Genomic DNA, 13,451 nt, shown 5'->3' on the forward strand with positions numbered 1-13,451 from the left:
TATTTGCGAAGCAAATGACATCGAACGACGGAGTCGTGAGATGACCACCGCTGGAGTAGCCTAAAAGAACAGGCGATGCAGCGCAAGCTGCGAGCCCGTGAAAAAAGGCAAATCGGCACGCAGGTTAAATTTGATTCAACAAAAACGATTAACCATCAACAAACACATGTATGTAGTTTTTAAGGTACAAACCTTAATAAATAATCCTCCTTAGCTCAGTCGGTAGAGCATGCGGCTGTTAACCGCAGTGTCGTTGGTTCGAGTCCAACAGGGGGAGTTTTTTTATGCCTGTAAACAGCACTCTGTTTACAGGCATATTTATATTTTCACATAATATCTGTTTAAACTGAATCGGGCAAGTCTCCTGCGGGATGGCGAATCCTCAATCTGCAGACAAAATCCAGAAATTCAGTTTACTCTCATCATACTCGATCGAGGCTCTTTTTCCTGCAAAAAAATTCTCCAGAACCTGATACATTTCATCAAAATGTCCTTCACATGCACAATTCCCAAGCGGTTCGATCCAACAGGATTGTTTTCCACAAGCATCACGAAGATGAATGCGAAAATGAAGTCCCTGATCTTTAAGTAGTCCATTTAGTTCAATGATATCATTAAAAGAAATACAATACATAAAATCAACCTCCCGTCAAATAATTATTGTGGTTAGAAATATCATAGCAAAGAAAAGAAAAACAGGCAATACAGATGCCGGTTTTCCGACAACAGACTGGAAACTGTTTTCAAATCATGTTAAAATATATACTATAGTAAATTTTGTCAGTTCCCAGACATTTTGGTAATCAGATAAAAAATCATCTGATTCACTTAAGAATAATTATAAGAGAAAGAAGCAGACAGATAAGAATGGAAATATTTGATATCATAGATGAAAACGGAAATCCCACCGGAAAGACCGTAGAACGGAGCATTGCCCATGCAGAGGGAATCCGCCATCGCACTGCGCATATCTGGATCATCCGCCGGAAAAATGGAAGAACAGAGATCCTTCTTCAAAAAAGATCCAGAAACAAGGATTCTTTTCCAGAAAAATTTGATACTTCATCTGCAGGCCACATACAGGCAGGGGATGAACCGTTGGAATCAGCATTGCGGGAACTAAAGGAAGAACTGGGGATACATGCAGTGCCAGAATATCTGCAGTTTGCAGGAAAATTCCCGATATCTTTTGCCAAAGAATTTCATGGAAAAATGTTCCGGGATGAAGAGATTGCCTTTGTTTATATCTACGATCATCCGGTAGAGATCGATCGTCTTACACTTCAGAAAGAAGAAGTAGAAGAGGTACAGTGGTTTGATCTGGAAGAAACGTATCAGCAGTGCAGACAGCACAGAGATAAATTCTGTGTTCCATTAGGAGGCCTGCAGCTTGTGCGGGAATTCATAAAAAATAACAACAATAACGAATATAAAGGAGAGAAACAGTCATGAGAAAAGATTTTGGTGCAAAACCTTATACCTATCCACAGCCAGTATTAATGATCGCCACATATGGCGAGGATGGCAAACCGGACGTTATGAATGCTGCCTGGGGCGGAATCAGTGATGATAAGGAAATTTCCATCTGTGTCAGTGAGAGTCACAAAACAACCGAAAATATTCTGAAAAAAGGCGCTTTCACAGTAAGCATGGCGGATGTGGATCATATGACAGCCTGCGATTATGTGGGAATTGTTTCCGGAAACAAAGAGCCGGATAAATTTGCAAAAACCGGATTTACAGCAGAAAAGTCCGAAAAAGTAGATGCCCCCATCATCAAAGAGCTTCCCATCTGTGTAGAATGTAAACTGAAAAGCTACGACAAAGAAACCTGCCGTCTGGTTGGTGAGATCGTAAATGTCAGCGTGGACGAACGTGTTCTGGACAAAAACGGAAATGTAGATGTAGCAAAAGCTGCACCGATCACGTTTGATCCGTTTAACAACGCATATATCCGTCTTGGCGAAAAGGTGGGCGATGCTTTTAAAGCTGGAGCTGCATTGAAATAAATAATATTTATGGAAACAAAAAAGTCTCTTTAAGAAGAAAGGATTGAAAAACCTGCCTTCTGGAAGAGACTTTTTTTATAATATTCCAAACTCTTTAACCAAATCAAGTAAGTCCCCTGCGGGGTTGCGAAAAGCAATAAGCAGTGGGTGGGGACTTGCTTGTATCAGGAGGAGTGCAAGCTCCTCCTGATAAACTGCGGAGCAGTTATTTGGTGTAGAGCCACGTAGCGAAGCGGATTGCGAATATCCGCTTGACATGCCTGGAAAATCCCGTCCTGATCATTACTTTTTGTTATAAAAGAAACAGCAGATGAAGCTACAGATCATATATGAACATAACAGATTCACGAAAAAACTTCGGATTATTCAGAAATTTCATGCTTGTATGTAAATATACGATATGATAACATAATCCATATATTATTTTTTGTAAAAAACATACAAAAAGGAGGAGCTGCCATGCGCCCAATGAGAGAAAAAAATGCATACAGGAGAATTATATCTCCCTAATGACGATGAAATCTTTCAGGATCAGATCAGGAAACTGGACAGGCTTTATGATTTCAATATGACACGCCCTACACAGCTGGATAAAAGAAAAGAAATGCTGAAAGAGATGTTTGCGGAGATTGGTGAAGATTGTTATATCGAGCCACCGCTTCACGCCAATATGGCAGGTGCATATGTCCATTTTGGAAAAAATGTCTATGCCAACTTTAACCTGACACTGGTAGATGACGGTCATATTTATGTTGGCGATTATACCATGATCGGTCCAAATGTGACCATCGCAACTGCGGGGCACCCGATCTTACCGGAGCTTCGTGAAAAAGGATATCAGTATAATATGGAAGTTCATATCGGTAAGAACTGCTGGCTGGGATCTGGAGTTGTTGTGTTACCGGGAGTTACTATTGGTGATAATGTTGTAGTTGGGGCCGGAAGTATAGTAACGAAGGATCTGCCTTCCAATGTGGTTGCAGTCGGCAATCCATGCAGGGTGCTGAGAGAAATGAATGAGCGGGATAAAGAATATTATTTTAAAGACAGAAAAATTGATTATTCTGAGATCGTTTAACCAAATCAAGTAAGTCCCCTGCTTCAATTGCGAAAAGCAATAAGCAGAGGGCAGGAACAGAGGCGTAAGCTTTTGCACATCAACAGATAATGCCGGGAGCAAAGGTCGAATGATCTTATGAAATATGAAACAGGTGGATGAGAACAGGAATGGATGAGGACCTGTCTGATGCTGAAAGAAAAGAGGAAAAATTATGGGAATGAATGAAACACCGTCAGCAGACCGTGTACATATCGGTTTTTTTGGCAGAAGAAATGCAGGAAAATCCAGTATTGTAAATAAAGTGACAGGTCAGGAACTTGCTGTGGTTTCCGATGTTAAAGGAACTACCACGGATCCGGTGAGCAAGGCCATGGAGCTGCTTCCAATGGGACCGGTTGTAATTATTGATACGCCGGGTATTGATGATGAAGGACATCTTGGAGAACTTCGAGTCCGAAAGGCAAAACAGGTACTGAACCGTGTGGATGTGGCAGTTCTTGTTGTGGATGCTACCCTTGGAAAAACCAATGTGGATGAGGAGCTGATCCACATTTTTAAAGAAAAGGAAATTCCGTACCTGGTTGTATACAATAAATCCGACCTTCTTTCGGAAAATCAGAAAATAAATGCGGATTCTCCGGATCGGAATCAGGAACCCTTCATTTACGCCAGTGCGGCAACAGGTCAGAACATCTATGAACTGAAAGAAAAGATCGCATCTCTTGCAGTAACCGATGATCTGAAATTACGTCTGGTAGGAGATCTCCTGGAGCCGTCAGACTTTGCGGTTCTTGTAGTACCGATCGATAAAGCCGCACCAAAAGGCCGCCTGATCCTTCCACAGCAGCAGACAATCCGGGATGTGCTAGAGGCTGGAGCAGCAGCCATTGTCATCAAAGAAAACGAGCTTTCCAATACACTGAAAACCCTGGGCAAGAGCCCCAAAATTGTGATCACAGACAGCCAGGTTTTTGCAAAGGTCAGCAAAGAAACACCGAAGGATATCTGGCTCACTTCATTTTCAATTCTGTTTGCCAGATTTAAAGGAAATCTGAAAACAGCGGCAGCCGGTGCAGCAGCCATTGACCGACTGAAAGACGGAGATAAGATCCTGATCTCTGAGGGATGCACCCATCATAGACAGTGTGATGATATCGGAACAGTCAAGCTTCCACGCTGGATCCGAAATTATACGGGGAAAGATCTGGAATTTGAGTATTCTTCAGGAAGAGATTTCCCGGAAGATGTGACGAAGTACAACTTGATCGTGCACTGTGGTGGATGTATGCTCAATGAGCGGGAAATGCGCTACCGTCAGAAATGTGCGCTGGACCAGGAAATCCCCATTACCAATTATGGAATTGCCATTGCTTACATGCAGGGAATCCTGAAACGATGTGTGGAAATGTTCCCGGATGTAAGAAAAGAGCTGGATGTTTAAAGATATTTTGAATTTATGAAGCAGCTGTTTTTTGCACAGAATTTATTTTCTGTGCAGAGAGCAGCTGCTTTTTGCATACTCATTTATAAAGCAGAAAAAATTTTGAAAAAAGATAGTTTAATTTAACTCAACTGATTGGCAAACAAAGAAAGTTATTTTAAAATAACATTGTTATTAAATAACGGCGTTATTGAATAAAGGAGACAAACATATGAGACCTGTAAATGAGAAACTGGCGGCAGATCTTCTGGAAGCGGGAAAGCAGGAATTTCTGGAAAAAGGTTTTCAGGGAGCTTCCATGCGCGGGATTGCATCCAGACTGTCTGTGACAACCGGTGCACTGTACCGCTATTACACAGACAAGGAATCTCTCTTTGATGTACTGGTAGAAGAACCGGCCAGAGTACTGGAGGAGAGATACCGTGCTATCCAGAAGGGATTTGCAGACCAGCCGGTGGATGCCCAGGTCCAGACACTTCCGGAGGTGTCTGACGAAGGCTATTCCTGGATGGTGGAATACATTTATGATCATTTTGATGCATTTAAGCTGATCGTATGCTGTTCCACAGGAACCCGCTATGAACACTATCTGGATGTCCTCACGGAGATTGAAGTCAATTCCAGTATTGTCCTTATGAAAAAAATGAAAGCAGCGGGTTATCATCTGGAAGAACTGGATGAAAATCTGATCCACATGGTAGCAAGCAGCATGTTTAACGGCATGTTTGAGACAGTACGCCACGACATGCCCAGGGAAAAAGCCAATTCCTACATGAACAGCCTGCGGGAATTTTATTCTGCCGGATGGTTCCGGCTGCTGGGGATCCGTGGATCATGAAAAAAAGGAGTTGATGCATATGGAAAAAAAGAACCTTCCCCGATATCGGTAGTATGGGGATGGGCAGAAAAATATCACAGTAAATTTTATGGCTCTGTAGTCCTGGCTGTACTTGGTGTGGCAGGAACCATGCTGGCTTATTTCAGCATTGCGGCAATGATCCGCATCCTTCTGGAAAACGGGGATTTCAGTCAGTGCCTGCCATGGTGCGGATTTCTCCTGATCGGTTAATAAGGGGTATTGCCGGCGGTTCTTAGCGACTGCCGGCAATACACGTTCAGGGGATGTTTACAATTCCGAAAGAAAGTGCTATAGTACTAGAGTTTGTATTTTTAAAATATAGAGGAGTTATAAACAATGATCGACCAGACACTTGCACAGGCTCTGCAAAAAGAAATTCCCATACTTACAGCCCAGATCCGCAGCCTTTATGCGGAATTTGATAAAAAATTTCATCTCAATGGAGCGAAGATTCCCATTACCTTTGGTATGGAGCCAGATCTTCTGGGATCCTATACAAGAGGCAGTTACCACGAAAAAGAGCATTTTCATTTTTCCCTGCTGTTTATCGGCTACGCGGTAAAAAATCCTCTGAAAAAAGAGGACAGGCTGGACCTTTACAAACATGAATATGCCCATTATATGCAGCATAATTTTCACATTCCCCAAGAGTATCAGTGGCAGCACGGAACTCACGGAAGTGCCTGGAAATACTGCTGCTCCCTGACCGGCGCGGCGCCAACGCCATATTATAAGGCAGGGGAAGCCCTGATGAAACACGACTACGAGAAAAAGCTCCGAAGCCCAATCCATGACCGGACAGTAACAGTACGGGATACTTACCGGAGAAAGCAGCAGCATGAAAATACCCGGAACAGCATTGTGCGCTACGAGATCGGAGAGGATGTGAGCCATCCGAAATTCGGAACCGGAAATATTGAGCATGTAGAGCAGCTTCCAGGCTCCGTAAGGCTTCATATCCGGTTTGGAGAAGATCTGAAAGTGATCGACCAGAAGTGGCTCCTCCGGTCAAAATATAAATAGAACAAAATGGTATAAAAAAATCTCCGGCACAGAAAAACTGTGATCCGGAGATTTTTGAATTTTATAAATTCGATATTTTATTCAGAAACTTTCACAAACTGGCTGTTATAAAGATTCTGATAGAATCCGCCTTTTGCCATAAGTTCCTCGTGATTTCCCTGCTCAATGATACTTCCGTCTTTCATGACAAGGATCTCATCCGCATTACGGATAGTAGAGAGACGGTGGGCAACGATGAAGCTTGTTCTGCCCTGCATCATCCGGTCGAAAGCTTCCTGGATCAGCATTTCGGTTCGTGTATCAATGCTGGAGGTTGCCTCGTCAAGGATCAGCATTGGTGGCAGGCACAGCATGACACGGGTGATACAGAGAAGCTGTTTCTGTCCCTGGCTTAAGCTGTCTTCATAGAGAATGGTATCCAGGCCATTTGGAAGACGGCGGATAAATTCCCAGCTGTGGGACATTTTTGCTGCCTGGATCACTTCCTCATCAGAAGCATCCGGTTTTCCGATACAGATGTTATCACGGACAGTTCCATGTTTGATCCAGGTATCCTGGAGAACCATGCCATAGCTTCCGCGGAGGGCATGTCTGGAAACTTCGGTGATCGGTTTTCCGTCTACGGAGATACTTCCGCCGGTGACGTCGTAGAAACGCATTAGCAGGTTGATAAAAGTTGTCTTACCACAGCCGGTAGGACCTACGATGGCGATTCGTCGGCCAGGCTCTGTGTGAAGGTTAAATCCTTCAATGAGAGGTTTGTCCTCTTCGTAGCGGAAAGAAACATTCTGGATATCTACGGCACCTTTTACATCATCAAGAGTTCCGGACAGGTCCGGGCTTTCCGGTTTTTCTTCCAGAAGGTCAAAGATCCTGGTAGCGCAGGCCAGAGCGTTCTGAAGCTCTGTAATCACGGAGCTGATATCATTAAATGGTTTCATATACTGGTTGGCATAGGCAAGCAGTACGGAAAGACCACCAACAGTCAGATGACCGCCCGGGATCAGGAAGGCGCCTACAAGAGCTACACCTGCATAGATGATGTTGTTGACACATCGTGTGGACGGGTTGGTGAGACTGCTGTAAAAAACAGCTTCCTGGCTGGCATTTCGAAGCTCCTCGTTGATCGAAGCGAAACGCTCCGAAGAACGGTTCTCATAGCCAAATGCCTGAACCACTTTCTGATTTCCGATCATTTCCTCGATCAGTGCAGTCTGACGTCCACGGGCATCACTCTGTGCACGGAACATCTGGAAGGAATGGGAGGAGATGAATTTTGCCACAAAAAAGCTCACCGGAGTCAGGACAATGACCATCAGTGTGATCCACACATTTTTGGAAAACATGAAGATCAGAGTTCCGATGATGGTGATGATACCGGAAAACAGCTGTGTAAATCCAAGGAGCATACCATCAGAAAGAATATCCGTATCCGCAATGACACGGCTGATGATATCACCGGTGCTGTGTCCGTCCAGGTAGGACAGCGGAAGTTTCTGGATATGGCGGATGGATTTCGCACGGATATCCTGTACTGTGCGGTAGGTCATACGGTTGTTGATGATGCTCATGACCCAGGTGGCAATACCGGAAAGCACGATCATGACAAGAATACGGGAAAGATAGAATCCCATTCTGCCAAAATCAACTTCATGGGCAGCAATCACCTCATCAATGGCATAGCCGAAAAGTACGGGAACATACAGCTGCAAAATTACGGTAACTGCGGCAAGGATTACACTTAAGACAAGAAGGAAACGGTATTTTCCGATAAAGCGGAGCACCTTGAAGAAGGTTGCCATGCTGTTTTTGTTCTGGGATTTTTTGTATGTTTTACTCATGCCAGGACCTCCTTTCCGGTTGCTTTTTCATATTTGATCCGTTCTTCTGGGAACTGTGAGAAAAAGATCTCACGGTAAGTTTCACAGGTGGAAACAAGCTCCTGGTGGGTTCCTTTTCCGGCGAGCTGGCCGTCGTCCAGTACCAGGATCAGATCGGCCTGACGGATACTGGCTGCTCTCTGGGATACCAGGAAAGTGGTGGTGTTTCCGCCAAGCTGGTGGAGAGATTTCCGAAGTGCCGCATCTGTGGCAAAGTCAAGAGCACTGGCACTGTCGTCCAGGATCAGGATCTCCGGCTTTTTCACAAGGGCGCGGGCAATGGTAAGTCTCTGGCGCTGGCCACCGGAAAGGTTCCGGCCGTTCTGTTCCAGCTTAAAATCCAGCTGGCCATCTTTTTTCTCCACGATCTCACGGGCCTGGGCAGTGGTAAGAGCCTCCCACATTTCCTCATCTGTGGCGTCTTCCCGTCCCCAGCTTAAGTTCTCGCGGATGGTTCCCTGAAAAAGTGCTGCCTTCTGAGGAACCACGCCGATCTTTTCACGGAGCTCTTTCTGAGAGTAGGTCTGTACATTCTGGCCGTCAAGGGTGACGGTTCCACTGCTTGCGTCATAGAAACGGGCGATGAGATCCACAAGGGTGGACTTACCGCTTCCGGTACCGCCGATGATTCCAATGGTAGAGCCTTTTTTTGCGAAAAAAGTGATGTCCGAAAGGCTGGGTGCGCCGGTTCCTGCATAGGAGAAGGTCACATGGTCAAAAGCAACGGCACAGTCGTTCTTTGCAGCTGCCGGTGCGGAAGTTTTCTCCGGGTAAGTCATGGTGGAATCTACTTTCAGGATTCCGGCAACACGGTCTGCACAGGCCATGGATTTGTTCAGGGTGATGATCAGGGAAGCAAGTTTGATCAGCTCCACGATCATCTGTGCCATGTAGTTGTAAAGGGCAACGACTTCACCCTGCTGCATGTTTCCAAGATTGACCTGTACGCCTGCAGTCTGGATCAGGATCACGGTTGCGATATTGATCAGTACATAGGTGGCCGGATTTAAAAGTGCGGAGATTTTTCCTACAAACTCATTCAGCTTTGTGAGAGCAAGGTTACTTTCGTCAAACTCCGCAACTGCGTGATCTTCCCGGCAGAATGCACGGATCACACGGACACCGGTCAGGTTTTCTCTGGTAAGGCGTGTGACAGTATCCAGGCGTCCCTGTACTTTTTTGAAAAGAGGGATACTTAAGAACATGATCACAAAGACAACCAGGAACAGTACCGGGATGGCAACTACGAAGATCAGTGCACAGCGCACGTTGATGGTAAAGGCCATCACCATGGCACCGAAAACAATAAACGGGCTTCGAAGAAGAAGACGAAGGCCCATGTTTACACCGTTCTGTACCTGGTTTACGTCGTCGGTCAGACGGGTGATCAGGGTATCAGTTCCAAGGGTATCCAGCTCCGTATAGGAAAGCTTCTGGATGTGGTCAAAGACTGCCTGGCGTACTTCTGTGGCAAAACCTACGCTGGCTTTTGCCGCAAAAAACTGGGCCGTGATGCTGACTGCCAGTCCTGCGGCTGCCATCAGTATCAGGATAAAGAATTTCTGTACGATGTAGCCGTGGTCATTGTGAGCAATACCCACATCAATGATCTGGGCGATGACGATAGGCACCAGCAGGTCAAACACAACTTCCAGAAACTTGAAAAAAGGAGCCAGAATGCTTTCTTTTTTGTAGTTTCGAAGATATTTTGCGAGTGTTCGCATTTCTTTTTCTTTCCTCCATTTCCTTTTTATTACAATAAACCTCTGTTATTATACTCCCTCCGGGATGATACGTATAATATTGTTTTTAATGTATTATAATATAAAAATTATATTGAAGAAAACGTGAGTTTATGGGAAGATGATCATAGTATCTGCAAAAATGAAAAAATCATTAGTATGCAGTACAGAAGAATATAGATTGCGAATATCCGCTTGACACAAAGACAGAGAGTGTTTGATGCGGATCATCCGGGAACGGAATGCGGAAATTACAGAAATTATTATATGCAATTAAAAGGAGAAGGATATGGAGATCAGACAGTTGGAATATTTTCATGAGATTGCGGCAACGGGAAGTATCCATGAAGCTGCAAGAAGACTGAATATGTCCCAGCCGCCCTTAAGCTACCAGATCAAACAGCTGGAAGCAGAGTTGAATGTGAAGCTTTTTGAGCGGACCAGGGCAGGGGTGACACTGACAGAAGCGGGAAAGCTTCTTTATGACAGGACGGAGAATATTTTAAATTATGTCCGTTCCACAGAGCTGGAAGTATCCAAGGCAGGGAAAAAGCAGGTCTTACGTATCGGGATCACGCCCACCACAGTAACCACCATTATGCCTTATATTTCCAGATTTTCCAGGGAAAATTCCGATGTAAACTTTGAGGTGCGGGATGCCATTACCTTCACACTTCTGAACTATCTTATGGATGGGATCATTGATGTCTCTGTGGTGCGGACACCTATCAAGCTGGAGGGATTAAATTATCTGGAGCTTTCGGAAGAACCCATGATCGCAGTCCTTCCCCCGGCATTCCCGGAAAACAGGACAAAAAAAGAGGGCATCAGCCTTAAGAAACTGACTGGACGCCCTCTTATTATTTACCGGCGATACGAAGAATTTCTGATGAAAGCCTTTGGAGAAAAAAATCTCCAGCCGGATATTTTCTGTGTCTGCGACGATCCCAGAGATGCCATGCTCTGGGTGCAGGAAGGCCTTGCCACTGCCGTTTTTCCAAGATCCATGGAAGACCTCTGTACAGATCTTCCCATCCGGATCATCGAAGAAGAGAAGCTTACGACTAGGATCCTTCTTGCCTGGAAAAAAGACCGCAGGCCTTCCGCTGTAATGCAGGAGTTTATCAATATCTGTGAGGAATATAAAGAAATCAGTCTTTGAGATGTTCCTCTTTCCAGTGTTTCCACTTCTGAACGGCTTCCGGATTCTGTTTCTCCAGCCGTTCTTCCAGTTTCTTTCTGCGCTGTTCCAGCCGTTCCAGAACTTCCGGGTGTTCGGCCAGGATTTTTTCTTTCAGTTTGCCACGGCGTTTTTCCAGAAGCTGAAGGATCAGTCTCCGGTCGGAAGTCAGCTCTTCCGGCAGTTCGTCCATATGTAACTCGATCCTTCGGAGAAGTTCATCTTCATCCAGAAGCCCCAGGCCATGCCAGTTATCCAGAAGTTCTTCCAGACCTTCTTCGGAGAGACGTTCAATATCCGGGATCTGATGTAACTGTTCGATAATGTGATGGACAGATTTCTCGATCTCTTTTACCGCATCATCTCCGAAAGCCCAGGCAAACTCTTCCAGGGTATCTTCTTCCTCTGCCGGGAGAAAGGCGATGCTGCGGCGGAGAAGTTTTGCCTCGTCCTCCTTTGGAACATCCAGTTCATAAGGAGCTTCGATCCCTGCGTCATGTAAGGCGGCAAGAATGGTACGGCGGACCATACCGTCCTTGATCATATGGCCGATGCCGAACTGACGCAGCTGGTCATTGATCTGAGTGGAATGTTCGGTAAGGTAAAAACGGATCCCTCGTTTTTTCAGGCTTGCAGAGATGGCATCCAGCCGGTCGGCAGCAGTAACGTCAATGCTGTTAATGGCACTGGCATCTACGATCACCACTTTTGTATCTTTCTGGATGCTGTTTTCAATATCTTCCTGAAAGATCTTTACATTTGCGAAAAACAGGTTCTCACTGAAACGGTAGATGACAACGCCTTTGATGGGATAGGCGTAACGGTTTCTGGAAAGATCAAAATAAACATCTCTGCCCGGGATCATACCACGGAAAGAGCGTGGCGGGTTGGTAGCTTTCAGGATCACAGCTACGAAAGAGAGCAGGATGCCGATGATAACGCCATAGATGGTTCCAAGGCAGAGCACGCTGAAACCGGCAGCCATAAAAATGTAAAATTCTGTGCGGCTCACCTTGAAAAGACGTACAGCCAGATGGGTTTCCACCACATCCATCAGAGCAGAGATCACAATGGCTGTCAACACAGGAACCGGAAGATATCCGATAAATCCGGTGCCAAAAAGAAGGATCAGAGCCATGGTGATCCCGGCAGTGATGGAAACTGCCTGAGATTTTCCTCCGTACTGTTCATTGAGAGAGGTACGGGAAATACTGCCGTTTACCGGACAGCATCCCACAGCAGCTGCTGCAATGTTTCCCGCTGCACAGGCCAGGATCTCCTGACGATCGTTCAGTTTATAGTCATTGCGAAAGGCGAAAGTGTTTTCTGCAAGAAGGGTTTCCGCCATAATGACAACGGCAACCATAAGGCCGCGGCCTGCTGCCTGGGTCAGATCAACATTTCCGAAATCCGGGATCACCAGGGAAGGAAGGCCACGTTCTACAGACTGCAAAAGCACAACGCCCTTTTCATCCACATGAAAAACAACGGTGGAGAGAACACCCAGGGCCATGATCGCGATGGCCATGGGGAATTTCGGCGCCAGTTTTTTGAATATGCGGATCAGTATCAGCGCACCAAGTCCCATGCAGAGGGAAAGCCAGCTGATATTTTTTGCGGCAGCGAAGATATGTTCTGCCAGCTCCAGAAGTTCACCGGAACCTGCCGGGCTTCCCATCAGTTTCGGGATCTGCATCAGGATGATGGTGACTGCGATACCGCTGATAAAACCACCCATTACCGGTGTGGAGATGAAATCTACGATCTTATCCGCATGGAGCAGGAAGAACACAAACAGCCACAGGCCTGCAAAAAGTGCAATGGCAGGGACATAATCCATGGCAGCTTCCGATTCCGCGGCAATGCCAAGGGTAGACAGCGCGCCGCCTACAATGGCAGCAGGTGCCGCGTCAACGCCGAAGATAAACTGCCTTGAAGTGGAAAAGAGCGCAAACAGCAGGATTGGCAGAACAGAACCATACAGTCCGTATACCGCCGGAATTCCGGAAATCTGGGCATATCCCATGGAGATAGGAATGGAAACTGCGGCGATGATGATACCGGAAAAAATATCTTTGAGAAGGTATTCTTTCCGGTATCCCCGCAGCGTGGAAAACAGGGAAAGCTTCATATAGTCACATCCTTTTCTGAAAAATATTTTCTATTATATACCAAAGAGAGCCTGCGGGAAAGAAGCAAAGCAAAGGTTCCGGGTGAAAAATCGTGGACAAAGGATATCTGTCATATTATAATAAAT

General features: G+C 45.6%; 11 protein-coding genes and 1 tRNA gene. 8 read left to right on the top strand and 4 right to left on the bottom strand.

What is annotated here, in order from left to right; all coding sequences use genetic code 11:
- Positions 1–204: 204 nt before the first annotated feature.
- Positions 205–277, top strand: a tRNA-Asn gene (locus GPK81_RS17500).
- 105 nt (positions 278–382) lie between these two features.
- Here GPK81_RS17500 and GPK81_RS17505 read toward each other — a convergent pair.
- The gene (locus GPK81_RS17505; RefSeq protein ID WP_021977951.1) at positions 383–634 is read right to left on the bottom strand and encodes an RDAC family protein; all 252 of its coding nucleotides are present in this window, start codon (positions 632–634) and stop codon (positions 383–385) included.
- A gap of 233 nt (positions 635–867) precedes the next feature.
- On the opposite strand from GPK81_RS17505, the gene GPK81_RS17510 reads away from it, so the two are divergent.
- From GPK81_RS17510 to GPK81_RS17535, 6 genes are all read left to right on the top strand, one after another.
- The gene (locus GPK81_RS17510; RefSeq protein WP_215707414.1) at positions 868–1,452 is read left to right on the top strand and encodes an NUDIX hydrolase; all 585 of its coding nucleotides are present in this window, start codon (positions 868–870) and stop codon (positions 1,450–1,452) included.
- Positions 1,449–2,009 carry a flavin reductase family protein gene (locus GPK81_RS17515; protein WP_215707415.1) on the top strand — a complete coding sequence of 187 codons (561 nt, stop codon included), beginning with the start codon at positions 1,449–1,451 and terminating at the stop codon, positions 2,007–2,009. Before GPK81_RS17510 ends, GPK81_RS17515 begins: the two co-directional genes overlap by 4 nt.
- Positions 2,010–2,490: 481 nt before the next feature.
- Complete coding sequence (locus GPK81_RS17520) at positions 2,491–3,087, top strand: sugar O-acetyltransferase (protein ID WP_215707416.1); 597 nt, start codon at positions 2,491–2,493, stop codon at positions 3,085–3,087.
- A 193-nt stretch (positions 3,088–3,280) separates the two neighbouring features.
- Positions 3,281–4,510, top strand: coding sequence for a [FeFe] hydrogenase H-cluster maturation GTPase HydF (hydF, locus tag GPK81_RS17525; protein ID WP_138277643.1), 1,230 nt, complete (start codon positions 3,281–3,283; stop codon positions 4,508–4,510).
- 211 nt (positions 4,511–4,721) lie between these two features.
- Positions 4,722–5,348, top strand: a complete 627-nt coding sequence (locus GPK81_RS17530) for a TetR/AcrR family transcriptional regulator (protein ID WP_215707417.1) — start codon at positions 4,722–4,724, stop codon at positions 5,346–5,348.
- Between the two features lie 357 nt (positions 5,349–5,705).
- On the top strand, positions 5,706–6,392 hold the full coding sequence (locus GPK81_RS17535) for a hypothetical protein (protein WP_215707418.1): 687 nt from the start codon (positions 5,706–5,708) through the stop codon (positions 6,390–6,392).
- A gap of 77 nt (positions 6,393–6,469) precedes the next feature.
- Here the strand turns inward: GPK81_RS17535 and GPK81_RS17540 are convergent, their stop codons facing one another.
- Both GPK81_RS17540 and GPK81_RS17545 read right to left on the bottom strand, forming a co-directional pair.
- The gene (locus tag GPK81_RS17540; RefSeq protein ID WP_215707419.1) at positions 6,470–8,233 is read right to left on the bottom strand and encodes an ABC transporter ATP-binding protein; all 1,764 of its coding nucleotides are present in this window, start codon (positions 8,231–8,233) and stop codon (positions 6,470–6,472) included.
- Positions 8,230–9,996: an ABC transporter ATP-binding protein gene (locus GPK81_RS17545; protein WP_215707420.1), complete on the bottom strand. Its 1,767-nt coding sequence runs from the start codon at positions 9,994–9,996 to the stop codon at positions 8,230–8,232. Before GPK81_RS17545 ends, GPK81_RS17540 begins: the two co-directional genes overlap by 4 nt.
- Positions 9,997–10,303: 307 nt before the next feature.
- Here GPK81_RS17545 and GPK81_RS17550 point away from each other — a divergent pair, with 307 nt between their 5' ends.
- On the top strand, positions 10,304–11,176 hold the full coding sequence (locus tag GPK81_RS17550) for a LysR family transcriptional regulator (RefSeq protein WP_177289671.1): 873 nt from the start codon (positions 10,304–10,306) through the stop codon (positions 11,174–11,176).
- Here the strand turns inward: GPK81_RS17550 and GPK81_RS17555 are convergent.
- Complete coding sequence (locus GPK81_RS17555) at positions 11,166–13,325, bottom strand: SulP family inorganic anion transporter (protein ID WP_215707421.1); 2,160 nt, start codon at positions 13,323–13,325, stop codon at positions 11,166–11,168. The two genes, GPK81_RS17550 and GPK81_RS17555, sit on opposite strands and share 11 nt — an antisense overlap.
- Positions 13,326–13,451 lie beyond the last annotated feature (126 nt).

Origin of the sequence: Blautia sp. MCC283 (assembly GCF_018785565.1) — a bacterium.
Taxonomy (GTDB): Bacteria; Bacillota; Clostridia; order Lachnospirales; family Lachnospiraceae; genus Blautia_A.